Origin of the sequence: Nocardia sp. NPDC046763 (genome assembly GCF_040645495.1) — a bacterium.
In the GTDB taxonomy this organism is placed as follows: Bacteria; Actinomycetota; Actinomycetes; order Mycobacteriales; family Mycobacteriaceae; genus Nocardia.
On record NZ_JBEYYI010000037.1, the window covers coordinates 33,544 to 59,409 of the forward strand.

Here is a 25,866-nt window from a genome sequence, read left to right on the forward strand (position 1 = left end):
CCGATCACCGTTCGTCGCCGAGGACCACCCCTTCGCGGCGCGGGTCCGCGCCACCGATCCATCCCTGCCCGTCGCGAACCAGCGCTGAGGCGCCACTGGACTGAGGTGCGACCGAGACCTGGTGACCGAGTTGGCGGAGGCGTTGTACCAGGGTGTCGCGATCGCCATTGTCGGCGGAGTCGACGCTGGGGTGCTCGCCACCGACATTGGTGATGACGGAGTTGTTCGCGCCGAAATCGACCATGGACACGGCCTGTTGCGGGTCCAGGCCCCAATCCAGCATGGCCACCAGCGTTTTCACGACGAACTGGATGATCACCGAACCACCCGGCGAGCCGGTGACATAACTCAACGGGCCCCGCGACCCATCGGGCTGACGGTCGAACACCAGGGTGGGAGCCATCGAACTGCGCGGGCGTTTGCCCGCGGTGATCCGGTTGGCCACCGGCACACCGTCTTTGTCGGTCGGCTCCACAGAGAAGTCGGTGAGCTGATTGTTCAGAACGAACCCGTCGACCAGGTGGAACGAGCCGAACTCCGACTCCACCGTGGTCGTCATGGATGCCGCATTGCCGTACTTGTCCACGATCGAGATATGGCTGGTGCCATGCTCGGGTTGTTGTGGACCGTTGCCGACGAGTATCGGACCGAATTCTCCCGGCTTGGCCACGCCCATGCTGTGCTTCGGGTCGATGAGCGCGGCCCGCTGCTTCAGATAGGCAGGATCGATCAGGGTCTGCGACGAATTACCGGGCAGCGGAACGAAATCCGGATCCGCGACGTACTTGTCACGATCGGCGTACGCGAGTCGCTCGGCCTCGGCGATGAGATGGATCGCCTCGGCGGTGGGCCTTCCACCGTCGCGGGCCGTCGCGCTGTCTCCCGAGGTGCTGTCCGGCTTCATGGACGCCAGATCGAAGTTCGACAAGATACCGAGGGTCGCGGCTACGGTGAGACCGCCCGAGGACGGGCTCGGCATACCACAGATGTCGTGTGTCCGGTACGGCGAGCAGACCACCGTGCGCTTCTTGGCTTGATAGGCGGCCAGATCGGCGGTCGTTGTCGTACCGGCAGTTCGACCACCGATCGTGTTGTTGATCGCGTCGACTATGTCATGGCCGATGGCTCCGTCGTAGAAGGCATTGGCTCCGTCGGAGGCGATGGCGGACAGTGTTTTCGCCATGGCGGGGTTGGTCAGCATCGTGCCCGTCGGCTTCGGTGTGCCGTCGGGCTGCAGGAAATAGGCACGGGAGTTCGGGTCCTGGGCCAGACCGGCCGCCGAGTTGGCTATTTGGCTCGCCATCCGTGGGCTGATCGTGAAGCCCCGGTCCGCCAGGCCGATCGCCGGATCGAACAGTGCCTGCCACGGTTTCGCGCCGTGCTCGTCGTGAGCCAGTTCGAGCAACCGCAGCACTCCGGGAGTGCCGATGGACCGGCCGCTGGCACGCACGCTGGGCTGCGGTGCGGTGTGGTCGGTATCGCTGATCCAGCGCAGGTAGTCGGGCGTCGCTGCGGCAGGGGCGGTTTCGCGACCGTCGTAGGCGTCGACGGTCTTGGTGTCGTTGTTGTAGTAGAGCAGGAACGCGCCGCCGCCGATGCCGGTAGCCTGCGGCTCCACCAGGCCGAGCACCGTCTGGGCCACGACCAGCGCGTCGGCGGCGGTTCCTCCATCGCGCAACGTTCTGCAGGCGGCTTCGGTGGCAACCGGATTCGCGGTCGACACTGCGAAAGTGCCTGTACGCACCGGCTTCATGCCCGTGCGGTAGCCAGTGGCGATCTCGGGGTGCAGAGCCAAATCGTTTGCAGCAGAACCGTTCGACGAGGTGGCGGTGGTCGAAACGGCTACACCATTAGGCGTGGCGGCGCACGACGCCTGGGCGTCGTGCGATGAGGACGAGCAGGACGAGGCCGCCCCGAGTAGAAGCAACAGGACTGCGGTCACGCCGCCATAGATGTGCCGTCGCGAACGCCTCATGATCGGAATCTAACGCTGTGCTCAGCAGTGAGAAGGCACGCATCGCGCCGACACCCATTGACATCAACCACTGTTGAGGTTCCAAGATCGCAGTCATGACATCCGGGAACTTCGACCCGAGACGGGTGGAACAAGATCAACGCACTATGCGGTTGTAGCAATCCAACCTCGAGTTCTGATTCACGAAGGCACGCGGAGTTCATATGACGCAAACACACGATTCGATGGATGTGGTCGAACGCGCTGGCCGACCACACGCCACGTTCTTCCCGGGTGCTGTCACGAATCTTGTGTCCGCGCACTGTGCCAGGCTGGTGCTGGACACTGCGGCGCAGTCCGGAATCCAGCAATCGGACCTTGCACACATCGCCAGCGTGGACCGAACGGAATTGCTGGACAACATGACCCGGATTCCGGCCATGGACATGATGCGGCTGTGGGGGAGCCTCGAACAGCAACTCGGCCACGAAGCCGGTATTCGGACCGCGGCGGCCGCAGCACCCGGGCGTCTGCATGTGTGGGACTACCTGATCCGCACCGCGCCCACACTCGCGGAAGGTCTGCGAGCCGTAGCGCAATACCAGCCGATGGTGTGCAACCCCGAAGTCGTGATGCGTGTAATCGAGGACGACACCCTACTCATGGTGGAGCTCGCCGGTTCGCCCTACCGGGGACCAGTGGCGGCGGTGCACAGCGAATTCGCCTTCGCGGTGACATTGCGGCGGGCCAGGGAGGGATTCGGCGACACTGTCGCCCCGGTGCGGGTGGACTTTTCACACCGCGCGCCCCGCAGCGACGCCTACCTCGCCTGTGCCCTGGGAACCAGCAACATTCACTTCGAGCAGGAACGCAACGTGATCACCTTCCTGCGCTCCGAGTATGTCAACGCACAACCGGACTACGACCCACGGCTCCACGAAATCCTGCGGGCATACGCCCAGCGCCTGATCGACCAGCCCCGCGCGATACCGCCGTGGCAGGAGACCGTCCGCGCGACCATCCGCCACGTGATCTCCGAGCGTGGCGGCAACGGTGTCGACATGAACGATGTCGCCCGCCGCCTGAACTCCAGCCGCCGCACCCTGCAGCGCCGTCTCGCCGACCATGGCACCACGTGGCGAGCCGAACTCGAAACAGCCCGTCATCAATTGGCCGTCGCCCTGCTGGCCGACCCCGCGCGCTCGACGCGGTCCATCGCGCTGCAGCTCGGCTATACCGACTACCGCGCGTTGTCGCGTGCCTTCCAACGATGGACCGGCCAGACGCCGAGCGACTACCGGCGATCGCTGCTCATCGAACACGATTGAGAGAATCGGGATCTACAACTGGACAACAGGGTTCCTTGCGCCCTCTGCGAGTCATCCTCTACGCGGCAGAAATTGCGGTACCTTGGGCCGAAACTAGAAGCAGGCCTTGCACTCCGGTGGCAAACAGATGTGTGTATCTGCTCTCGATGGTCGCCACTCCCCCGTCGGGCAGCGTGAACGCCATCGACGTACGACCAACGACGGCCGTAGTGATCCCGAACTGCCGCACGATCGCCTCATCGGGGAAGGTGTCGATGCGCGAAAACCGCACCGCGCCACTGCCGATGAACTCCAGAAATTCCTCCCGCGACGTCACCCCACCGGCGTTGACGTCGACGATGAGGAATTCCGGATCGAGGATCTCCTCCAACTCCGAACGATCACTTGCCAACAGCGCATCGAAGAATCGACGGTCCGCGAGCAAGGCGGCATCGGCAACCGGCACCGGAACTGTCATAGATGAACCTCCCAACATCGGTGAACGTCGTCGGCCATCCCCCGCGAGGCGCCTGAGCGCCATCGTAAGGACCTCTGACATCCAGGACTTCCCAGCCCTGGGAAGGATTTTCGCGGTCCCGAGTCTGTTTACCGATTAACTGTTCGGCGGATGTGCGTCGCCGGGACCACTACTGGGAAATCTTGGCCGCGTCGTATGCGGCAACGACGCTGGCGGCGAGTCGGCCACGGGAGGACACGTCGATGCCGTTGCTGCGAGCCCACTCGCGGATGCGGTTGACTCGTTCGCGGTCGGAGCCTCGAACCGACCCGGCCTTCGCCCTGCGTCCCGCACGGGTCTTTCGAGCGTGCTTCACAAAGTCGGCCAGGAACTGCCGCAGCTGGTCGGCATTGGCTGCGGACAGATCGATCACGTATTCGACGCCGTCCAACGAGAACTCGACGGTCTCAGCGGCAATCGAGTGCCCGTCGTAATCATCGATCAGCTCAACCAACACCTTCTTGGCCACGAGCACCTCTTCCTTCGCCTGGACCGGCAGCGACCCACTTGCCGGGCTCCCAACCGTAGTCCATTGCGCCCGAAGTGAATCGGTACGGGCGGTGTCACGACCGGGGGCATCGCAGCGAGGCGGATATCTCGCCCCGAAGCGATCGGCCCCGGCTGAGCCGACGATCAGGCGGTGCGGCCGAGTTCGGCGGCAGTGTGGTCGAGTTCGGCCGCCGCGCGGCTGAGATCAGCGGCAATCCGGGACAGTTCCGCGGCCGGCCCTTTGTGCTCGGCCTGGCGAGGTCGCGCTCGATGAGAGACCGGACATAGGCGGAGAACGACTGGCCCAGGTTGACGGCACGCGCCTTGCCGCGGCGTGTCAGGTCATCGCTCATCTTGACCGATCGCGGCTTCAGTTCCGGCCCGTCGTCCTGGCCGAGCTCCACCGGCAGGTCGATCGGTGCGTCGGTGAACACGAGGCGATCGAGCAGGGCATTCACCTCGTCGGGGGTGGTGGGATCGTTCTGTTCAGTCATCCCAGAACACGGCGATCTTGTCGTCTCCCAGAACTGCGGTGGCCTCTTCGACCGAGTTCACCTCCGGTGGCTCGGCATCCAGATCGGCTGTCGGCGAATAACTTTCAGACTCGATGTCTGCTATCGCGGAAACGGCGCCCAGATGGTCATCTGGACCGTGCGCCCCCGGAGTGGCCGGAAGTGATTGCTGCCGCGGCGCTGGATTCCTTCTCGGACAAGGCGGATGCTCTTCATCCCACCCTTACCCCACCGCCCGACATTCTTGCCTTGCAACGAAGTTCGGTAATCTGGCCGGAGTCCGGTGGCTGTATTGAGTCATCTCACTACTGGAGTACCTTATGCCATTCGCTGTGGACGTCGTCGGTATCGGCGCGCTGAACCTTGACTACCTCACATCGCAGACCGAGCAGACCGCGCCCGCGGACCGGCTGATGACCGACCGCCTCGCCGAGCTACTCGCAGACAACGGGCAGGTGCTGGAGCTGGGCACCGAAATCGAGGTGAACGCCGACACGATCCATGCCGCAATCGAAATAGCCAGTGCCGCAATGCCGACGACTGTGCTGGGCGGGTCGGCATTCAACGCGATCCATGCCATCGCGGCGACTCGCACCGGGCTTCGGCTCGGGTACGTCGGTATCGCAGGGCGCTCCCCCGCCGACGGGTCATCGATCCTCGATCAGCTCGATGCCCTCGCTATTGACCGCACGTTCGTCGCCCAGGACGAGACCGTGGACTGTGGGATTTGCTTCTCCTTGATCGAGGGTGATGCTCGGACCCTGCTCACCCACGTCGGCGCCAATACTCGGATGAGCAGCTTTCTGGAACAGAATTTCGACGACATCGTCGCCTATCTGTCGTCAGCACGACTGGTTCATGTGACGTCATTTCTCGACGCCGAAACTGCCGCGCCTCTGTTGGCGGTGATATCGGCGGTCGAACGCGCGGGAACCGGAACGGTGATCTGCTTCGATCCTGGGCACATCTGGTCAGTCGAGCGCAGCCCGGAAGTTGTAGGGATCATCCGCGCCAGTGACTTTCTGCTGGTCAACAATCGGGAATTCCGGGAGATAGGCCGCTTCAGGGCTGGAGACACAGATGAGGAGGTCGCCGGTCGTATCCTCGACGAGTTCGAAAGTCCGGATGCCGTGGTCGTAGTGAAACTCCCGACCGGAATCCGGTGTTTTCTTCGTGAAGGTGACGGCGTTATCGGCGACTTCTACGCTCGAACGCCACTGCCGGAGCACCAGATTCGAGACTCCACGGGTGCGGGCGACGTGTTCGCGGGCGGTCTGCTTACCGTCCTGGCCTCCGACCGCTCACAGATCGAGTTGGGTTGTCTGTTGGGCATGGCGCTTGCTCGATACGGGCTCGGTCACGTCGGGACGACAGGATTCAGTCAGTTTGCCTCTGTGACAAGACAATTCATTCCCGTGGATCAACAGTTGGGGCGACAGTGACGATGCCGAGTCGCTCGGTCATCCTGAGATTCAGCGCCACTCGGATGCCTCCCGGGTTCCAATGGACATCCCTGCGCACGGGGCAATCGCTAGATCGCCGCGGACCGGAGACGGTCATCAGCTTCGGCAACAAGACCGTCTCGGGGTTCAATCCGGCTGCCCACCCCGCCGTCGTGGGTGCTGCCCCGGTCGACGCGTACTCGACGACACCCGCAGCCCGAGATGACCTCTGCTCCTGGGATTTTCGGACCCACTGACCTTCGCGCCGCAAGTAGTACCTATAGCGCCGGGCCGGCAATGCCGAACCTATCGGTCAGCTCGAGTGGTCCAGCCACGCTTGAATGTAGTCTTCGGCAAGGATCGGGCCGGGTACGGCAGGGGTGTCGAAGGCAGCCACCATCCTCGACAGGTTCTCGGCCAGGACCGCGTGGTGGAGACGCAGTTCCGCGGTGATTCTCACGCCATGATCGGCGGGCAGCAGCGCATGCTCCGCGTACCAGGTACCGCGGGCATGGATGCGGTCCAGAGCGTAGGCGGCGGCCACTGTAACGAGCAGTGGGCGTGCGAGAGGATCGGGGCAGTGCAGCGCATCGATGAACAGTGCGGTCATGGCGAGCCGTTCCGCAGTTGCCGTAGCCAGCTCGATCGCCGCGGCGTCGGGTCCCCGAGCGACACCGGCGGATCCGTAATCCTTCGTGTTCAAGCCATCCGCGATTATCCGTTCGCGTTCGATCAACATCTGGCCGTACCACGGCAACGAGATCGGCGGGTCGGAAAGCTGCGGCAAGCCGAGATCGGCGACCAGCTTTCCTGCTGCCGTCTGCATGATCTGGTTCTCGCCTTCCGCGGTGATAATCGCGGTAGTCGTGGCGATCCAGTCGACGAGATGGTTTATGAGCACAGATCCCTGCGCGGCGGCATGGTGACGGCACATGACCAAGACCTGGTGCGCGGTATAGGACAGCAGCGGTTTCGCGAGCATCAACCACAGTGCCTGCTGCGGATCGGCGGGGCCCGCGAAGGTATCGCAGGCTTCGCGGAGACGCCGACCCAAAGCCCCGATCGCGTAGACAGCGGCCAATCCGGTGATCAGGTCGCGCTGTACAGCGTCACGCTCGGCCACCAGCACCTCGGCGCCGGGTTGGCGTCGCCGACTGTAGTCGACCAGTCCCACCAGACCAGCGCGCGCCATGGCAACGCTCGCGTTAGCCAGATCCAAGCGTCCGTTGCCGCGGATGCCGATCGCCCTGTGGAACCGTTTACGTTGCGGCAGTGCGCATTCGAATCGTCCATGGTCATCGATGCGAGCCCAATCTCCGCCGAGCAGCGCCTCGCGTGGCAACCACACCCGGTCGAACCGAATCATGGTGCGATCCCTGAGCGCACCGAGTCTCTCGGGCAGCCGCACCAAGTTGACGCCGCGCGTCATCCCTTTCCAGGTGCACAGCTCCAGCAAAAAGGGGAAAACCCCTTCATCCCTACCGTTGACAAGCACCAGTGCAGTGACGACGACGGTTTTGGGAGTATCGACATCCGCGACATCGGCCATCATCTTGATCGATCCCGGCGTCGGCGACGTCAGCCAGAACCCATTTGCGGCGGGATCCCACGTAGCCGTCGTCTGCTGGTCCGCGCCGTTCGCACCACCGAGTTCGGTCAGCATCGGCACGCCAACCGCCGCACCGGTATCCAACGAGGCCAGACACCGCTGCTGGTACTCGGATCCGTTGCCCAGCGTCAGAATGGCTCCGATCGACAGGTCCAAATGACCGATCAACATCAACAGCGATTGCGGGGACGCGACCGCCGCCCAGTCGATCAGAGCGCCACGCAGATGTGTATCGGCGGCGATCTCTCGGGCAGGCCGACCGAGTGACTCGATAACAAACCGCAGGAGCGCAGATGCGGAATCCGATTGTTCGGTGTAGGTCAGATCCGAACGAAGCGGACCGGGATGGTCGGCCAAAACTCCCCAGACGTGCGCGTGGATGTCGCCGTGGGAACCGAAGACCACTTCCTCGAGAGCGTCGACAGCGGTGTCGGTCTGCCCGTACGGTCCGTTTGCAGCAAGTCCTTTGGGAAGATCCGTCGCAGTCATGTGAATTCTCCTGTGCCACATTTGATCACGGGCAGATTGCCAACCAGTACGCAGCGGCGATCGCGTCGCGGTTCCGACGCTTGGGTGTCTGTCAGGGGGCTGATCGGTTACTCGACCGATCTCCGCGGAGGGCTTCATTCGTCCGGGTACGGGAGTAGCGCAACGAGAATCGGCGGACTAGCGCTTCACGCGCAAAATCCCTGGGGCTGATCCGGTACCGATAGCCAACCGGAATGAGCGAGACGGTATGTCGTGGGGAGGACCGTGAGAGGGCGGACATCATCAGTGTCGGTCCGATCGTCTCCCCGGGAGCCAACACTGATTGCCAACACTGGCGTACCAAGGGCCGACCAGACCTTTAACTTCCGATTAAATATTCTCCGCCGCAGCATATTTCGAGTCACTACTCAGTACCTCGCTGCGTATCCCCAAGCGTGGGAAGCCCTACCGGAGCGTTCACCCCGCAGAGTGTCGAACTACCTGAGTGCCAACGGATTCAATCGATCGACCCAAGAAGCACAACCTCCCATCTCTGGGGACGCCATACAGTTCTCGATGCAGATGGGGACGGAAGTACAGGGTTCGGGGGGCCGGACCGAACTGCGCAATCGGGACAGAAGAGTCGAACTCAGGAGTCGTGATGGCGGAGGTGGCTGGGCAAACCGCTACCATACGGACATTGATACCGGCGCGGATCGATCGGCTGCCATGGTCGAGGTTCCATACCCGTATGGTGATCGCCCTCGGGGTGGCGTGGATCCTGGACGGGCTGGAGATCACCGTCGCCAGCGCGGTCGCCGACCTGCTGACCAAACCCGAAACCTTGCATATGTCCTCCGCCGCAGTTGGTTTGATCGCCACCGTGTATCTGGCGGGCGAGGTTGCCGGGGCGCTGGTGTTCGGCAGCCTCTCCGACCGACTGGGCCGACGCAAGCTCTTCATGATCACATTGGGCATCTACCTACTCGGTAGCGGCCTGACCGCATTCACCCTCGGCAGCAGCGGGGGGTGGCTGTTCTTCCTCTACGCGACGAGGTTCATCGCGGGCATGGGTATCGGCGGTGAGTACGCGGCCATCAATTCCGCGGTCGACGAGCTGATTCCGGCACGTTATCGGGGGCGCGTGGACATCGCGGTGAACGGAACCTATTGGGCCGGAGCGATACTCGGAACGATCGGCACGCTCGTCCTCCTGAACGGTCTGGAACCACGGCTTGGCTGGCGGCTGGGTTTCCTCCTCGGCCCGGTGCTCGGCCTGGTGATTCTGCTCGTACGACGAAATCTTCCGGAAAGTCCACGCTGGCAGATCATGCACGGCAGGGCCAACGAGGCCGAGGCCTCCATTCGCGCGATCGAGCGCGAGGTGGTGGCGAGTGGTGCCGATCTGCCCGCGGTGGACGAGTCGAAGGCCATCGATACCACACCTGCGGACCACATCGGCTACCTCGCGCTGACCCGAGTTCTCTTCCGCGAGTACCCATCTCGCGCCGTGCTCGGAGCCAGCCTCATGATCAGCCAATCCTTCCTCTACAATGCGATCTTCTTCACCTACACCCTGGTTCTCGGCAAGTTCTACGACGTCCCTTCGTCAACGACCCCGATCTACCTGGTGGCCTTCGCAGTAGGAAACTTGGTGGGGCCGTTGGTCCTCGGCTCCTTTTTCGACACAATCGGTCGCCGCATCATGATCTCGTCGACCTACATTCTGTCCGGTGTCCTGTTGCTCGCCTCGGCCGCACTGTTCTACGGCGGATTCCTGAACGCCGTCACGCAGACCGCATGCTGGTGCCTGATCTTCTTCTTCGCCTCGGCCGGAGCGAGTTCCGCGTACCTCACCGTCAGCGAAATCTTCCCCCTGGAAGTACGGGCCAAGGCGATCGCCGTATTCTTCGCCATCGCCCAACTTTTCGGCGCACTCGGGCCGGTGGTCTACGGCGGATTGATCGGCGACGGTAGCCAACCGGGCCGCCTGTTCATGGGCTATCTGCTGGGCGCAGCCGTGATGATTGCGGGTGGAATGGTCGCTCGCGCCCTGGCAGTCGATGCCGAGGGCCGCTCACTGGAAGCCATCGCCCCACCACTCTCCACCGGTCGGGTGAACGACGAAGTGAGCTCGAACCCCACAGCCTGAAATTTCGTACGCGGCAAACAGTTGGACCCATCCAACGTCGTACATACGACACTTCTTGCGACGATGAATAAGACGGTACGACCGCCGTTGCGCGCTGGGTGTGCGATACAGCAAGGTGGCAGTAGTGGGCGGCGATTTGGACGCAGTGTGGCGATCTGTGCGCGATGCACTCGGTACGGCTGCCAAGGATGCCGCCGCCGCGTTTGCCACAGAGCCCGCGCAAGCCGCCCACGACGTCGCCGAGGTCGTCAACAGGGCCGAGGCGGTCGATGCGGCAAACGTACCGGCTCTGGAGGCCGCACTCTCCGACCTACCCAGCGGGATCTCCACCACCACAACGTCTTCCACCTACATACGTGGCCGCGATCTGATCGACGAGGCGGACTACAGCACACTTCGGCGGACAAATGGAGCCAAGTCCCCGGGGAGGTCGCCGATACTCGAAGAGATCCAGCGACTGCAAGGATTCGACGGCCGGATCACCATTGCCACACAGGACGAGATCGACGCGACGATCGCGGCGGGCGGGCAAGAGCTGTTCCGAAGGTTCGACGAGGATCGCTACGTCGACGCCTTCGTCACCGGCCCCGTGCGACCTGGCGGCGGTACCACTGGATCCGGGACATATGTCTCGCCGTTGAAGGAGGTGGCTCTCCACTACACCGACCCCACTCGCACACAAGACCTGGCCACCAGGCAGGCCCGCATGGTACGGATGGCGCTACGACCCGATGCCAAGACCATCACCCTCCGTGAACTCGAAGCGGATCGGAACCGCACCCTGGCTCAGGTCACCCGTGAACTGAAGGCCGTGCGCAACATAGCGAAACCCGCGGCCGAGGACACGGCTCGCTACATCGCGCTATTGAACAAAGGGCTGACGTTCGCCGACATCGGCCACTACGGTGCCTTGCGCGGCTGCGACGCCATCGACGGATCCGACACCTGGTCGAACAAGGAGTGGGCGGTACTCAACCCGACCGCCTTGTTGATTCAACGCTGAGCACCCATCCTGTGAACCTCTTCTTCGGTATCGGCGGCGGTCACATCGGCGATCTCAGCGATCTCGGTCGGTACCCTCCCGCCGACGAAATGACTCAGGGACGGCACGAAGATCGCCTCGGCGCCGGTGCGCATCACTACGGTGCGCAGCCGCTGCATCGGGCTGTCGGTCATCGGGCCGAACGCCACGACCTTGCACAGGTCATATCCCGACCGTGCTGCGAGACTTCGAAGACGAGTCTCATCCCAGTCCTGGCGTATTCCGGATACGTCGCGCCTGAGAAATCCGATCGCTTTCGGGGTCATCTCGATTTCCTCTCGCCCTTGTCGGCCAAGGTATTTCGCTGCGCCGACGCCGGTTCCATACGGCTGCGGCTCGCCCTCGAAACAGCCGCACTCCAGGACAGCACCAATTTCGATCGATTACCGCTCCGGCTTTCCAACACTGGGAACACTCGGGGTTCGCACCGCCCTGCGGACCCCTACCCTCGCCGTGGTGAGATCACGCAACGTGTTGGTTGCCGCTGCGGCATGTCTGCTCGCGCTGTTCGCGCAACCGCCCGAAGCCGCCGCACAGACACCGGCTTCATACGTTGTCTGGCAATGGAACGTGGCCGGAAACGCGATGAACAAGGACTCCACAACCAACGGGATGACCGAAGCGGCGGCCGCCTCGATCGTCAACCACCACGTTGATTTCGCCTCCTTCAACGAACTGTGCCATGACCAGTTCGATGACCTCATCACTCGGCTGCGCGCTGCCGGGTGGCCGCAGGACAACGCCAATTTCGCTCGTTGGGCTCCGGCCCTTCTGACCGGTCAGGGCGCCTGCAACGGAGGGGAATTCGGGAACGCGATCTTCAGCCGCCAACCAATGGGCGAAGCGGATCGAATCCCGCTCGGCGACGACGGGACGACCGAGCATCGCAACATGCTCTGCGACCACCTGCTGAGCGCACCGCACATGCGGTTCTGCACGACACACATCTCCTATCGCGAAGTCCCCGGCGGGCGCACGGACCAGCTCGCCGCGGCGCTGTCGAAGATGGAGCAGTACAACGCCGCTGGAGACACCGTTATCACCGCCGGGGACTTCAACGCACAGCCCGACTGGGGTCGTATGGACGCGTACTACTCCTCCTCGGTGAACACTCCGGCCAACGGCCGGAACACCGGTCACTATCACGAACTCGACGACACCAATCCGGCCTGCCCCGGCGTCGGCATCGCAACCGACTACGGCGCGACCGGGGGCGCCGCGTGCGGCAACCCCCCGAAGATCGACTTCATCTTCGTTCGGGAGGATCGCATCGCGCCGGGAACCACATACTCGGCCGAGGTAATCGGTCCCGGTCCCTGTGAGAACACCACGACTTCAGGAATCAGCTGCGGCGCCCGCTTGCCGGAAAGCCTCCCGAAGTGCGGGCCAGCCTACTGCTCCGACCATTCGATATTGATCGGCAGAGTCACCGTCCTCCAGTAGTGAACGAGGAGCCCAAAAGCCGTATCCGAGAACCGATTTCACGTGCACACCGCACTGTCAGCAACCTGACGACACCACGAGGAAGGGCGTTTCGGACCCACGAGGGGTTGGCCCGAAACGCCCTTCTTCGTGGTGTGGGCGCGCCAAACGTGTGCCGACGACGTCATCATCACCACTGCTGGGAACAGGCTTCGGGCGGGCACGTACGGGTCTTGGCAGGATGGCCGTGTTACAGGCCCCGCGACAGCTCAGAACGGACAGCGTGAGTACGCCGCTGTATAGCCACCGTTGAGCAATGGGCGCGCCCTTTGGGGAATCGGGTGACCGGTCGATACGGAAATCGGGAGTCACATGATCGGCAAGCCGTTCGGGCGGCGAGGCTTTCTTCGTGGTGTTGGCGCGTTGGGGGTTGGGGCCTTGGCGCTGCCTGCTGCGGCATGTGGTGATGACGACCAGGCGTTGACATTCTTCTTCCAGGCCAATCCGGAAGAGGTAAAGGGACGGATGGCCATCATCGACGAATTTCACCGTCGGCATCCCGAGATCGAGGTGCAAACGGTGCTGTCCGGACCGGATCCGGTACAGCAGATGTCGACCTTCTGCGCGGGCGGCAAGTGTCCGGATGTGCTGATGGCGTGGGAGTTGACCTACGCCGGGCTCGCCGACCGCGGGATGCTGCTGGATTTGAACACCATGCTCGCATCCGATCCGGCGTTCGCCGCAGAGTTGAAGACCGACAGCGTCGCGGCGCTGTACGAGACGTTCGAGTTCGAGGGCGGACAGTATGCGTTCCCGGAGCAGTGGTCGGGGAACTTCCTGTTCTACAACAGGAAGCTGTTCGCCGATGCGGGGGTGCCTCCGCCACCGACGCGGTGGGATCGGCCGTGGAGCTTCGAGGAGTTCCTCACCGCGGCAAAGGCTCTGACCAAAAGGGACCGGTCCGGGAAAGTCACACAATGGGGTTTCGTCGACACCTGGGTGCCCTACTACTCGGCAGGGCTGTTCGGAATGAACAACGGCACCACGTGGTCGACCCCGCGTGTCAAACCCGTGCACATCAATTTCGACGACGCCGACTTCATCGAAGGCGTCCAGTTCTATGCGGACCTATCGAACAGGCACAAGGTGGCTCCCACATCTGCCGATCGGCAAAGCATGTCCACTATGGACATGTTCGTACTGGGCAAGGCCGCCATGGCTATGGGCGGGCACTGGCGCTACGGCACATTCACCCACGCCGACGGTCTGGATCTCGACGTCACGGTCCTACCGAGCGGCCCGAAAAGCCGTGGCGCCCAATCGAATATCGGAACAACCGGACTGGCCATCGCCGCGAGCAGCCCCCGGAAGCAACAGGCATGGGAATTCGTGAAGTTCGTGACCGGCCCGGTCGGGCAGGCCCTCATCGGCGAATCCAGTCTGTTCGTACCGGTGCTGAAATCCGCGCTCAACTCGCCCGGATTCGCGAAAGCCCATGCCAGAGTGGGCAATCTCGCGGTACTCACCGATGGCCCAGCGCGGTCGGGCTATTTGCCGGTCACCCCTGTGTGGGAGGAAATCGACGCCTTGATGGACCGCAGCTTCGGGCCCGTGCTGCGCGGAACGAAGCCAGCGGCCTCGTTGACGGGGCTGTCCAACGACGTCGACGAGGTGCTGCGCAAACCATGACCCTGACCGAAAGCTCCCCCGCCCCCACATAATCCGGTCCAGTGAAGCCTGCCGCGCCCCGCGCGCGGGCTCGGCGCCGCCGTCCCCGATGGGGGCCCGCATTCATCGCACCGAACCTGGCGGCGATCGCGGTGTTCATGGTGTTCCCGCTCGGCTTCTCGCTGTATATGAGCGTTCAACAGTGGGATCTGTTCACCCCACCGCGGTTCGTCGGGCTGAGCAACTTCCGCACCCTGCTGACCGCGGATCCGCTGTTTCTCATCGCCTTGCGCAACACAGTTGTCTTCACCCTCGCAACACTGGTGCCGACAGTGGTGATCGGCGTGGTGGTGGCGGCCCTGCTGAACCGGAAGATCAGAGGCCTCGGCATCTTCCGCACGATTCTGTTTCTGCCGCTGGCTGTCTCGTCGGTCGTCATGGCTTTGGTGTGGCAGTTCGTGTTCGACACCGACGGCGGATTGCTCAACATCATGCTCGGCTGGATAGGGCTGGGACCGGTGCCCTGGCTGATCGACCCGAAGTGGGCGATGGTCTCGCTGTGCCTGGTCAGCATATGGAAGTCCGTGCCGTTCGCGATCGTCGTGCTCCTGGCGGCGTTGCAAGGCGTGCCGGAGTCGCTGTATGAGGCTGCCAGGATCGACGGCGCAGGAGAGATCCGCCAGCTCTTCTCCATCACCGTGCCGCTCATCCGTGGCGCGCTGTCGTTCGTTGCGGTCATGTCGGTCATCAACGCGTTCCAGGCATTCGATCAGGTCTACGTGCTCACCGGCGGCCACGGCGGACCGGAGTCGGGCACATACGTTTTCGGAATCATGCTGTTCCAGCACGCTTTCGCGTTCCTGGACTTCGGTTACGCGTCGGCACTGGCCTGGGTGATGTTCGCAATCCTGCTCGCGCTCACGGTGATGCAGCTGCGGCTGTCGCGCAAGTACTCCCTGGAGGATTGATGGCCAGAACCACCGAACGAAGAATCAGGCGCAGCATTGTGCGCGGCATCGCCGTCTACACCGCGCTGATCGCGGCCGCCTGGTGCGCACTGTTCCCGATCCTGTGGGCACTGTCGGGCTCGCTGAAGAAAGAAGCCGAGGTCAGCGAACCTGTCCTGCTCCCCACGCATCCACAATGGTCCAACTACGCCGACGTGTTCACACTCATGCCGTTCTGGCGGATGCTACTCAACACCGTGGTCTACGCCGGGGCGGTCACCATCGGTCAGGTGTTCTTCTGCTCCCTGGCCGGATATGCGTTCGCCCGCCTGCAATTCACCGGTCGCGACACGCTTTTCATCCTGTATCTCAGCACACTGATGGTCCCGTTGACGGTCACCGTCATCCCACAGTTCATCCTCATGCGTGCCTTCGGCTGGATGGACACGCCGTGGGCGATGATCGTTCCGGGCTTGTTCGGCAGCGCATTCGGCACCTACCTCATGCGGCAGTTCTTCCGCACCCTTCCCAAAGACCTCGAAGAGGCAGCCGTCCTCGACGGCTGCTCGCCGTGGCAGATCTACTGGCGCATCCTCCTGCCCAATGCCAAACCAGCCGCCATGGTGCTTGCCGCACTCACCTGGGTCAACGTCTGGAACGACTTCCTGTGGCCGCTGGTGATGGTGCAGCGCAAGGACATCGGCACCTTGACCCTCGGACTGGTGTGGATGCAGGGCCAATACATCTCCAACTGGCCGGTACTCATGGCCGCGGCGATGCTCATCCTGCTACCCCTGATACTCGTCTACGCGATTGCCCAACGCGCTTTCCTGCGCGGTATCGCCACCACAGGTCTCGGCGGACAATAGCCCCCGCCCGAGGACTCCCCGGCACATTCCGGATCAACTCTCCCGCAAGGAATTTCAAGGAGACCTGAACATGCTCCACCCTGTGTGCGCCCGACTCGCACTCTCCATTGCCGCACCAGCTCTCGCTGTGGCAAGCCTGCACGTCGGCGATTCACCCGAATCGACCACCGACGTCGCCCGGGGACCACTCACCTGTCAGGAAGGGTTCTGCCAAGGTTCCACCGGTTCGGACGACACGTTCTGGCCGTGGCTCATGCTCTTCCCCACCGGCAGCGGCCAGGCATACGTGACCTCGGCCGAAGCCCTATGATGCGGTGCCCGGCCAAACGATCTCGCCGAATCGGCGGATCTTCCGCCGCCGCGGCGGGGCGTTGGCCTACGAGTGCGAGTTACGGGGAGGGCTTCCGTCCATGGGCAGTGAGTACACGTCGGCGCTAGAGATCGGGATCGAGAGAATGCGCGCCGAGCACAGCGCGCTGTTGCGGGATGGGCGGCTGTGGTCGTTGCGTGAGCTGTTCAGCACGCCCGATTGCGATATCGCGGAGTACTGCCGAGACTTTCGGCCGAATCGGTTCGGTGACGAAGCATGTGCGCGGGTCGAGCAGTTCTGCCGGGAGCGCAACATTTGGTTGGAAGCCGGTGGCGTGCACTACAACAGCATGACGCCCTACCTGCATCCGGGAGCGATCACCGCCGAGCGGATGACGGTGATCGGCCTGTACAACGCAATCCTGTTCTGGCTCAACGACACTGTCGGGCGGGAGAAGTTCGCCCATCTCGACCCGGACGAGCAACATGCCGCCCAGACTGCGGTCAAGCGGATGTGCCGACTGCTGGAAATCCGTGCGACCGCGGAGGATCCGACCCCGGTGGAGTCGGCGACCGGCGAGTTTGTGGCAATGCTGACCCATCTCGCTCAGCCGCAATGGCTGGATCGGTTCCTCGCGTCGACGATCGCGCATCTGCGGTCGGCGATCCAGGATCAGAACGCGCGTGCGCGCGGCAGTTTGCTCGACGTCGGTGAGTACATCGAGCTGCGGTCGCACGTGTCAGGCATGTACCCGGCGATCGAACTGTGTGAATTCGGCCAGGACCGCTACCTGCCATGGGATGACATCCATCGGGCGGGCGTCGCCGCGGACCTCGAACGGCTGCAAATGCTGACGGTGGAGATCGGCGCTCTGATGAACGATGTGTTCTCCTTCGAGAAGGAGTGCATCGCCGACCTGGCCGATTTCAACCTGATTCCTTTGTGGCTGTTGAACAATCCCGGGTCCGACCTCCCGCGGGCGGTGGAGGCCGCCGCAGCCGTGGTCCGCGACCGTGTCACGGAATTCCGGCAGGTCAATACTCGTGTCGATTCGCACTGCACGCGGTTGCGCCCACTCGACCCCGAACTGGCGCAGACCGTGGCGATCCACGCCACCGATCTCTCCGACTGCGTGCGAGCTACCTGGGTGTGGCAGGTCACCACGGCCCGGTACAAGGGAAAGTCGATCTTCGCAGAGAACTGCGTCGTCTGATCGGGTATCGAAACCTGTTGCCTGGGCGTCTATTCCATCGTGATTAAGATCAGATGGAAGTAATACGTCGTGCGGGGTGGGGCTTCCGAGCGACGGCGATCGCGAGGGGAATGTGTGAACGAGACCATGCACGGTCACCCGGGGCGACATAGTCGGCTGGCGCGCGCCTGGCAGCGGGCGCTGGCCGATGCATGTTATGTGCCGATGCCCGCGCGCGAGGCACAACAGATGCTGGGTGAGCTGGTCGCCGAGCTCACCACCGAGCTGAACCGCGAAGATTTCGATGCGGAGGTTGGCGCGCGAGTGGGTGCGGCACTGGTGGACGCCAAACTGACGAGTCTGCCGGTGCTGTCCGTGTCCGCACGGATGCTCAGCGGATTGACCGAATATTGCCGCAGGCCCGACGCGGCATCGAGGTTGGCGGTCCTGCTGGCAGCGTTCGGGCGAGGCTATGGTGCGGCGCTGCATCAGGCGCAATGCCGAGGCCGGTTGTCCGTCGAGGCCGCGATGGGTAACGCACGGCGCGCCGCGGAGGAACGGTTCAAGGTGGTGTTCGACAACGCGGCGGTCGCCATCGCGGTCGGTGACACCACGGGACGTCTGATCGATGCCAACCGCGGGCTCGCCGAGATGATCGGTGTACCGATCGATCGGCTCCGCGGTGCGTCCGTCTACGACTTCGCGCACCCTGATGACCGGGACGCGATCGAGGCGCTGGTCTACGAGAAGCTCGTGCCAACCGGTGAGGGCACGGTCAAACTGGAGCAGCGCATCCAACGCGCCGACGGCAGTTACGGCTGGGCCTCGTTCGCCATCACTTTCGTCAAAGGCACCGACGGCCGAGCCGATTACCTCCTCGCAGTCGGGGAAGACGTCACCGAGCAACACGAGATGCAGGATGAACTTCAGCGGCAGGCCCGCCATGATCCGCTTACCTCGCTGCCCAATCGACGTCACCTCGTCGAGCAGCTCGACGTGATGATCGCCCAGGCGGGCGACGACGATCAACTCGGGTTGTGCTTCCTCGATCTGGACGGCTTCAAGCAGGTCAACGACCACTACGGCCACGGCGTGGGTGACCGACTGCTCAGCGCCGTCGCCGACCGATTCCGCCAGGGCACACGCGATCCCGGACTCTTCATAGCTCGAATCGGTGGCGACGAATTCGTCGCTCTGATTCCGAAGGCCGACGCCGCACAACTCGCCGCGGTCTCCGACACCCTGCTGGCGACACTGTCGGAGCCGATCATCGTCGGCGACAACATGTTACGGGTGTCCGCCAGCATCGGGACCGTGCTCTGGCCGGTGGTCGGTGCGGACGCCGAAACGCTTCTCGACGCAGCCGACACCGCCCTGTTCCGCGCGAAGGCCGCCGGTAAGAACCGCTGGGTCCTGCACTCGCACGAAATGCGCGCCGACGCACTCGCGACCCACCCCGACCAGAAAACGAGAGGCTGACCCATGCCGCGCGGTCACCCACCTGGTTAGCGAAGTCGCCAATCCCGGTGGATCGAAGTCGGCCCCAAACGAGTCCTCACCCCCCTGGTCGCGAAGATTCTCGCCGCATAGGTGTGGAAACCGGCAGGCGTCCCGGCCAGAGCTCGACCAGGCATTGGGCTGTCCGACTTCTCACTGCGGGCGGGAACCAATTCGGCTCGCGGCAGTACAGTGCCCGTCGATACAGGAAGTGAGGGCACCCTGCCGATGACGTACGCGAGAACACCGGACGGGACCCGCATCGCCTACCAGCTCCAAGGTGAGGGAGCGCCGCTGGTCTTGCTGGCGGGCCAGGCGAACAACCATCACTGGTGGGATGCGGTGCGCGCTGATTTCCACCCTGCGCGCAGCACTCTCACCCTCGACTATCGCGGCACCGGAGACAGCGACAAGCCCGACACCCCCTACAGCACTGAACAATTCGCTGAGGACGTCATCGCCGTGCTCGACGAGCTCGGCATCGAGCGGGCCGACGTCTACGGCACGTCCATGGGTGGCCGGGTTGCCCAGCAACTCGCCGCGCGTCACCAGCATCGGGTGGGTGCACTGGTACTCGGCTGCACCTCACCCGGCGGCCCGCACAGCATCGAACGCTCCAACGATGTCGGCCGGTCCCTGGTCCAATCTCAGCCTGGTGCCGCACGGCAAGCGCTGCTGGAGTTGATGTACACGCCTCGCTGGCTTGCCGATCACCCTGGCCCGTACAACGTTATCGGCGATCCCGCGATGCCCGCTCACTCTCGACACCACCACCTCGTGGCCAGCAACCGGCACAACGCGTGGGACCTGCTGCCCGCCATCAGCGCACCCACCCTGGTCCTGCACGGCACCGACGACCTGCTCAACCCCGCCGCCAACGCCCCCTTGCTCACCGCCCGAATCCCCGGTGCTCAGCTACACCTGATCCCTGGAGCCCGGCACGCCTACTTCGAGGAATTCCGAACCCTCGCCAGCCCTGTCGTTCTGGACTTCCTCTGTCGGGCGTCGGTTCCCGGACGACCGGTCGTCCGCGGGCCGCGCTGACGGCTGTGTGCGGCTGTCCGGTGTGCGGTCGGTGAGATCGGTTGTGGGAAAGCGATTCATCGCGTCGTCTCCTGTCCTCACCACCGTGGCCCGCAGCTTGTGGAAGTTCGGTGGCCGATGGGCGCGGCAGTTCAGCGTGGCGGATTCCCACCCAGCACAACGCCTTCACGGCGGGGGTCGGCGCCACCGATCCAACCATTACCCTCGCGTACCAGCGCAGAGGCTCCACTGGATTGTGGGTCCACCGAGACCTGGTGGCCGAGCTGGCGTAGCCGCTGCACCAGCGGATCGTGCGCGCCATTGTCGGAAGCATCCACGCCTGGATGCTCACCGCCGACATTGGTGACCGGCGTATCGGCGGCACCGAAGTCGATCATCGACACCGCCTGCTGCGGATCTAGTCCCCAATCCAACATGGCAACAAGGGTTTTCACGACAAACTGGATGATCACCGCGCCCCCGGGTGAGCCGGTCACGTAATCCAGCCACCGCTGGTCGGTAAGTTGTCCGCGTCGGGTCGGCAGAACGCCCTCGCAGCCGCGCTCAAGGAGTATGGGGCGATGCGGCGCACGATCTACGCTGCACGGTATCTGTCCGATCCGGGGTATCGCCGCAAGATCGCCCGCCAGCTGAACAAGGGTGAATCCCTGCACGCGCTGCGCCGGGACCTGCTCTACGCGCACGAGGGCACGATCCGGGCGCGGCATCTGGAAGGGCAAACCGAACAGGCATGGTGCCTGACTCTAGTGACGAACGCCGTAATCGCTTGGACCACAGAGTATTACGGGCTCGCGATCGAGCAGATGCGCCGGTCGGGGCGGCGGGTCGAAGACGATGTGCTCGCCCACATCAGCCCGGCGCACAGCGAGAACATCAACTTCTTCGGTGCCATCGAGGTCGACGTCGACGCCGAACTCGCCCAGCTCGGGCCGACCGGGTATCGGCCCTTGCGGATACGCGACACACTGTTCTGATCCCACCGTCCCGGCCGCCTGCTCGTTCGACCGGTTATCCCTGACTCGCGGGTAGTGCCGCTGGCCCGGTCGGCAAAGCTACCGGGCCGCGGACAGTGAGGAAGGACGCTATCGCGCACCCGGCGGCTACGGCTGCGGCGAGGAGGAACGCTGGCACGAACGAGCCACTGGATTGCACGACGAAACCTGTGACCAGGGGCGCCAGTGCACCGCCGAGGTACCCACCAAAATTGTGAATCGCCCCCAGTGAAGCAGTGGCATGAGGTGGTGCCGCAACCGGAACCATGGCCCAGGATGCGGAACTGGCCACGCAACCCAGGAACATGGCACATGAAATGAAAGCCAAGGCGACAGCGGTCGCGGACACCAAGGCCGCGGCGCCGGTACAGGCGGCCATACCCAGCAACGACACCACCAACGGGAATCGGCGGCTGTCGACAGGCGAGAACCGCTGCCGGGCTAAGAGGTCGGTGAGCCATCCGCCGGACAATGCCCCGGCGACCCCGGCGATGAAGGGCACCGCGGTCGCGAATCCTGCTGTCTTGATACTCAAATGCCGTTGGCTTTCCAGATAGGTGGGCAGCCACGCGGTGTAAACCCACGTCACGTAGACGACGCCGAAAAACCCGGCGATCATTCCCCAGGTGGTTCGGTGACCGAGGAGTCGGCGCCATTCGGCGAAGCCGATGGATGCCCGAACGAGCCGAATGTCGCCCTCGTCCAGGTAGGTTCGCTCGGTCTCGGTCAGCGCGACGGTCACGGGCTCGCGGTAGAAGGCATACCAGAGGGCGGCGATGACCAGTCCCGCGACGGCCATCACGACAAACATCCATCGCCACCCGAGGCCCAGCATGAGACCGGTCAGCAGTGGACCCGCGACAGCGGTGCCGAGGGTCGAGGAGCAGTTCACGATCCCGGTGGCGGTGCCGCGGGCGCGGACGTTGAACCAATCCCGGATTACCCGGATACCGGAGGGGAATTGGGGTGCCTCTCCCACGCCGAGCACGACTCGTGCCGCGGCGAAGGCACCGAAAGACCCCGCCGCCCCGGCTGCGGCTTGCGCGCTCGACCATATGACAATCCCTGCGGCCAGTAGCCGCCGCGGCCCGAGCTTGTCTACCAGGACACCGATCGGGAGTTGCGCAGCCGCGTAGGCCCACAGGAACACCGACAACAGCATGCCCATCTGGGCAACCGACAGGTGCAGATCCTCGCGGATCATCGGACTGCCGATCGACAGCGTCGCACGATCGACATAGCTGACCAGCCCACTCAATACCAGTAAGGTGAGCGAGCCGACATGGATCCGTCGAAGCCTGGGTGTGGCATCAACGGCGGAATTCATCGACTGTCGCGGCCGGGTGTTCTGATCCGCAGATGACATGCTGTCCTCGGTCGTAGGTGCTTGGGCGGTCGGTCGGACCGCCGGCATTGGCTGGTCTCCGATTCCGGTGCATGGCATCGACAGGGTGCCAGGTCCGGCAATGAAGTCGACGCGGTACGTCCCCACCACTGGAGATAGCCACTGCGGCAGCCAGATTCGTGTGATTCGCTGTGAGGCAACCGCTGTGGAGATCTGCGAGGAGCCCCATCGATGACAACCGCCTGCAGTAATGGGCCGGATCCTGCGCCCGAGGCCGCGGCCAGAAGGGAAATCCGACCGCCCGTTGTCGCGGTCGTCACCCCGTTCACTGGGAACCGCGTCGATACTGACGCCGTCCGTCGCTACGCCGAGTGGCTGTGGGATCGTGGGGTGCGAACGATCATGGTCAACGGCACCACCGGCGAGTTCTTCGCCACAACGGCAACCGAACGCCTCCTGGTCTTGGCGCAGTTTCGTCGCTGGTTCCCGGGCACAGTCATCGCCCATATCGGCGCCTGTGCGGTCGAGGAGGTCATCGTCCAGCTCGGAGATGTTCAACCGCTAGCCGACTACCTGGCCGTTGTCGCCCCGTACTTCTACGCCGATCCACCCGAAGATGGGGTGTTCGAGTACTTCCGGCAGATCCTGACTCGTGTCGAGATCCCGACCCTGCTCTACAACTTTCCCCGCCACACTCAAACACCGGTCACACCATCAATATTGGCCCGTCTGGCCGAACAGTTCCCACTCCTGGCCGGGATCAAGGACTCGGGTACCAACCGGGAAACGACGCACGCTTACACCCGGACCGGCCTGCGTGTTCTCGTTGGCGATGACAGCGTTGCCGCCCATGTGACCGACCTCGGCGTCGACGGCATCGTCACCGGCGGTGGGAACCCGATCGTCGAAGTACCGGTGGGCATCGCGGCGGCGATCCGCGAGGGCGACACCGGCAAAGCAGCCCACCTGCAAGCGATCTTCGACGAGTGGAGCCGAACCAAACGCAGTTCGACGCTACCCGAACTGCCCTATGTCAAAACTGCTCTGGGCGAACGAATCCCGAACTTCCCGCACGAGACTCGCCCCCCGTTGGTCGGTGCCACGCCATCCGAAGCCACCGATATCCACCGCTGCGTTCACCGCACGACAACCCGGACCCGAGAACTCTCGAAGCACCTGTCGCAGTAGAACTTTGACGGTGCCACCGACGATGAAGAGTCGGTCGCGGCCATTCGTCACGCTCTCGACTCGGGACCGAAGGCCGACGGTGTCGCTCATCGATCAGCAGCGCAAGGGCTTTCGTCGGCGAGCCGAAAATACGGCATCCGGAACGGATACATCAACGCTCGCATGAACGCTGGTCCGTCCGCTCGATCGGTATGCAGGGCGCTGCTCGATGGCGCGATTCCATTGATGAACCAATCCCGCGCCAACAAGCAGTCCTGGCCACCGGTCAGAGCGAGTTCGACGGTTCCCGCCGCGGTGAGGCGGAATTCAGCGGCTCGCCGCCAGACCCGACCAACGAGTTCATATACCGCGACGAGCGTCGGCGGAGTGTTCGACGTGCATTCCACACAATTCATTGGACGCCGGTGTGACCGTCATCTCCATTTGCCTGTTCTAACCGATGGGAATACACCTTGCGCGAGTTCCAGAGCAAGACCACCCGACGCGGCGGCTACGACGAGTCACACCACAACCAGCGCACCGCCATCGCGAGCCCTTCGGCCCGAATCCGGAGTAGTCGAGACGATGGCCATGCCCTGTCCCGGGCGACCGCGCCGGCGACGTGCGGTCTGGAAAACCTCCAGAGGCCCGACGAGATCCAGCGACTGGAACCCCTCGAACACCACGAACATGACACATAACCCACAAATCACGACATCCGGCGCGCCGTCTTCGACCGAGCCCGCCGCCGAGATCGCCGACCAACTCCGAGTCCACCGTGTCGGGTCGAGGATTCGGCGACACGCGGAGCACGACCTACCATCTCCCACGGGCTTCCCAGCGGTGGCAGACATCGTCATGGTCGGTATCTTTACAGAAATTCGAGCACCTTCCACGCAGACGAGTGCGGAACGGATGAAATTCGTGGAATGCCACCAGAATATGGCCCGCCTGTCCGTGGTGATCCCAGTCCTTCACGAGGAGAGAGGAATCACTGAAACCCTCGATCGACTCACCGCACAAGCATCGATCGATCAGGTCATCCTCGTCGACAATGGAGCGATCGGAGAAACTCGCCGCGTGATAGCGCACTACGCGATCACCTGCCCGAAGATCGATGTCGTCTCCGAACCGGTCCGAGGAATCGCCCACGCCCGAAACACAGGATTCGACCGTGCCCGAGGCGATTTGATCGCTCGCATCGAGGCAGGCACTTTGGTCGCTTCGAACTGGGGTGAGACAATCCGACAGTTCTTTGCCGACCATCCCGCGATCGATGCGATCAATGGCGCCACTACATATCATGATTCGCCCATCCGATCCGTACGCCATCGCCGCATCGGATTCGACCGTGGCACGTATGCCGGCGGTACAAGAATCGAAAAGTTGCCCAGAGCGAACATGGCCCTACGACGCAGCGCATGGATGGCCGTACGGGCCGACACCTGCTCATCGCCAGATCTGCTCGAGGACCTGGACCTTGCCCTCTGTCTGGTCAGGCGCGGATTTCGGATCCAGCAGGCTGACCAGATGCGCGCCCAGATCTCGGCTCGACACCACAAAATCAGCCCACGGGACCACTGGCGCTACGAACGCGACCGCTTGCGAACTCTCGAAGCTCACGGCTTCGAAATCGCTGTGCGGCACAGGATTCACGGTGCCGGCGCGTGGTTGACACACAGCCTGCAATGGCCGATCTACCGATTCTGGGACCTCGAGCGGCGCCGCTTCACCCTCTGCTCAACCGAACGTGGACTCCTCGACACAAATCCGAGCCAATCTCGTGCACCGCTCGCCCCGAGCTATTCGCCACTACCCACCCGTCCGCACCGGCACCCCAAAGCCGATGCCCCACTGTCGGCGCGAGTAGCGGCCAACTCGCAGCAGTGATCTCGCCTCGGCAGTCGATCCGATTGTTCGG

21 protein-coding genes and 2 pseudogenes are annotated in these 25,866 nt (G+C 63.5%); 15 read left to right on the plus strand and 8 right to left on the minus strand.

All coding sequences use genetic code 11. The features are described 5' to 3' along the window. Window positions 1-4: 4 nt before the first annotated feature. A complete protein-coding gene (locus tag ABZ909_RS38700) occupies window positions 5-1,975 on the minus strand; it encodes a gamma-glutamyltransferase family protein (protein WP_357010465.1) in 1,971 nt (656 codons plus the stop codon). 203 nt (window positions 1,976-2,178) lie between these two features. Here ABZ909_RS38700 and ABZ909_RS38705 point away from each other — a divergent pair, with 203 nt between their 5' ends. Further along, window positions 2,179-3,282 (plus strand): AraC family transcriptional regulator ligand-binding domain-containing protein, encoded by a 1,104-nt coding sequence (locus ABZ909_RS38705; protein ID WP_357010468.1) that lies wholly within the window; start codon window positions 2,179-2,181, stop codon window positions 3,280-3,282. Between the two features lie 58 nt (window positions 3,283-3,340). Here the strand turns inward: ABZ909_RS38705 and ABZ909_RS38710 are convergent, their stop codons facing one another. The 3 genes from ABZ909_RS38710 to ABZ909_RS38720 all read right to left on the minus strand — a co-directional run bounded on the left by ABZ909_RS38710 (window position 3,341) and on the right by ABZ909_RS38720 (window position 4,725). Continuing rightward, window positions 3,341-3,739: a nuclear transport factor 2 family protein gene (locus ABZ909_RS38710; protein WP_357010470.1), complete on the minus strand. Its 399-nt coding sequence runs from the start codon at window positions 3,737-3,739 to the stop codon at window positions 3,341-3,343. A 169-nt stretch (window positions 3,740-3,908) separates the two neighbouring features. Further along, on the minus strand, window positions 3,909-4,247 hold the full coding sequence (locus ABZ909_RS38715; RefSeq protein WP_357010473.1) for an Lsr2 family protein: 339 nt from the start codon (window positions 4,245-4,247) through the stop codon (window positions 3,909-3,911). Window positions 4,248-4,341: 94 nt separating this feature from the next. Continuing rightward, on the minus strand, window positions 4,342-4,725 hold the full coding sequence (locus ABZ909_RS38720; protein ID WP_357010475.1) for a hypothetical protein: 384 nt from the start codon (window positions 4,723-4,725) through the stop codon (window positions 4,342-4,344). A 386-nt stretch (window positions 4,726-5,111) separates the two neighbouring features. Here ABZ909_RS38720 and ABZ909_RS38725 point away from each other — a divergent pair, with 386 nt between their 5' ends. After that, window positions 5,112-6,221, plus strand: a complete 1,110-nt coding sequence (locus ABZ909_RS38725) for a carbohydrate kinase family protein (RefSeq protein WP_357010478.1) — start codon at window positions 5,112-5,114, stop codon at window positions 6,219-6,221. 313 nt (window positions 6,222-6,534) lie between these two features. Here the strand turns inward: ABZ909_RS38725 and ABZ909_RS38730 are convergent, their stop codons facing one another. After that, on the minus strand, window positions 6,535-8,319 hold the full coding sequence (locus tag ABZ909_RS38730) for a hypothetical protein (RefSeq protein WP_357010481.1): 1,785 nt from the start codon (window positions 8,317-8,319) through the stop codon (window positions 6,535-6,537). A gap of 640 nt (window positions 8,320-8,959) precedes the next feature. On the opposite strand from ABZ909_RS38730, the gene ABZ909_RS38735 reads away from it, so the two are divergent. Next, complete coding sequence (locus tag ABZ909_RS38735; RefSeq protein ID WP_357010484.1) at window positions 8,960-10,450, plus strand: MFS transporter; 1,491 nt, start codon at window positions 8,960-8,962, stop codon at window positions 10,448-10,450. Between the two features lie 124 nt (window positions 10,451-10,574). Then, the gene (locus ABZ909_RS38740; protein WP_357010487.1) at window positions 10,575-11,453 is read left to right on the plus strand and encodes a hypothetical protein; all 879 of its coding nucleotides are present in this window, start codon (window positions 10,575-10,577) and stop codon (window positions 11,451-11,453) included. Here the strand turns inward: ABZ909_RS38740 and ABZ909_RS38745 are convergent. Continuing rightward, a complete protein-coding gene (locus ABZ909_RS38745; protein WP_357010490.1) occupies window positions 11,444-11,758 on the minus strand; it encodes a hypothetical protein in 315 nt (104 codons plus the stop codon). The two genes, ABZ909_RS38740 and ABZ909_RS38745, sit on opposite strands and share 10 nt — an antisense overlap. 187 nt (window positions 11,759-11,945) lie before the next feature. On the opposite strand from ABZ909_RS38745, the gene ABZ909_RS38750 reads away from it, so the two are divergent. The 8 genes from ABZ909_RS38750 (at window position 11,946) to ABZ909_RS38785 (ending at window position 20,441) form a co-directional block, all read left to right on the plus strand. Further along, window positions 11,946-12,935, plus strand: coding sequence for an endonuclease/exonuclease/phosphatase family protein (locus ABZ909_RS38750; RefSeq protein WP_357010493.1), 990 nt, complete (start codon window positions 11,946-11,948; stop codon window positions 12,933-12,935). A 351-nt stretch (window positions 12,936-13,286) separates the two neighbouring features. Beyond that, window positions 13,287-14,603, plus strand: a complete 1,317-nt coding sequence (locus ABZ909_RS38755) for a sugar ABC transporter substrate-binding protein (RefSeq protein ID WP_357010496.1) — start codon at window positions 13,287-13,289, stop codon at window positions 14,601-14,603. Between the two features lie 41 nt (window positions 14,604-14,644). Further along, window positions 14,645-15,550: a sugar ABC transporter permease gene (locus ABZ909_RS38760; RefSeq protein ID WP_357010499.1), complete on the plus strand. Its 906-nt coding sequence runs from the start codon at window positions 14,645-14,647 to the stop codon at window positions 15,548-15,550. Continuing rightward, the gene (locus ABZ909_RS38765; protein WP_357010502.1) at window positions 15,550-16,398 is read left to right on the plus strand and encodes a carbohydrate ABC transporter permease; all 849 of its coding nucleotides are present in this window, start codon (window positions 15,550-15,552) and stop codon (window positions 16,396-16,398) included. The genes ABZ909_RS38760 and ABZ909_RS38765 overlap by 1 nt, the downstream gene beginning before the upstream one ends. A 70-nt stretch (window positions 16,399-16,468) precedes the next feature. Beyond that, window positions 16,469-16,708, plus strand: a complete 240-nt coding sequence (locus ABZ909_RS38770) for a hypothetical protein (protein WP_357010505.1) — start codon at window positions 16,469-16,471, stop codon at window positions 16,706-16,708. Between the two features lie 100 nt (window positions 16,709-16,808). After that, the gene (locus ABZ909_RS38775; RefSeq protein WP_357010508.1) at window positions 16,809-17,921 is read left to right on the plus strand and encodes a terpene synthase family protein; all 1,113 of its coding nucleotides are present in this window, start codon (window positions 16,809-16,811) and stop codon (window positions 17,919-17,921) included. 114 nt (window positions 17,922-18,035) lie between these two features. Then, complete coding sequence (locus tag ABZ909_RS38780; protein ID WP_357010511.1) at window positions 18,036-19,379, plus strand: sensor domain-containing diguanylate cyclase; 1,344 nt, start codon at window positions 18,036-18,038, stop codon at window positions 19,377-19,379. 246 nt (window positions 19,380-19,625) lie between these two features. After that, a complete protein-coding gene (locus ABZ909_RS38785) occupies window positions 19,626-20,441 on the plus strand; it encodes an alpha/beta fold hydrolase (protein ID WP_357010513.1) in 816 nt (271 codons plus the stop codon). A 131-nt stretch (window positions 20,442-20,572) separates the two neighbouring features. On the opposite strand, the pseudogene ABZ909_RS38790 reads toward ABZ909_RS38785, so the two are convergent. Next, window positions 20,573-20,917: pseudogene (locus ABZ909_RS38790) on the minus strand (gamma-glutamyltransferase); the annotation flags it as partial. A 15-nt stretch (window positions 20,918-20,932) separates the two neighbouring features. Between ABZ909_RS38790 and ABZ909_RS38795 the strand changes: the two are divergent. After that, window positions 20,933-21,415: pseudogene (locus tag ABZ909_RS38795) on the plus strand (Tn3 family transposase); the annotation flags it as partial. Window positions 21,416-21,449: 34 nt separating this feature from the next. Here the strand turns inward: ABZ909_RS38795 and ABZ909_RS38800 are convergent. Next, complete coding sequence (locus tag ABZ909_RS38800; protein ID WP_357010516.1) at window positions 21,450-22,691, minus strand: MFS transporter; 1,242 nt, start codon at window positions 22,689-22,691, stop codon at window positions 21,450-21,452. Between the two features lie 318 nt (window positions 22,692-23,009). On the opposite strand from ABZ909_RS38800, the gene ABZ909_RS38805 reads away from it, so the two are divergent. Further along, window positions 23,010-23,966, plus strand: a complete 957-nt coding sequence (locus ABZ909_RS38805) for a dihydrodipicolinate synthase family protein (protein ID WP_357010518.1) — start codon at window positions 23,010-23,012, stop codon at window positions 23,964-23,966. 822 nt (window positions 23,967-24,788) lie between these two features. After that, window positions 24,789-25,835, plus strand: coding sequence for a glycosyltransferase family 2 protein (locus ABZ909_RS38810; protein WP_357010520.1), 1,047 nt, complete (start codon window positions 24,789-24,791; stop codon window positions 25,833-25,835). The last annotated feature ends 31 nt before the right edge of the window (window positions 25,836-25,866 follow it).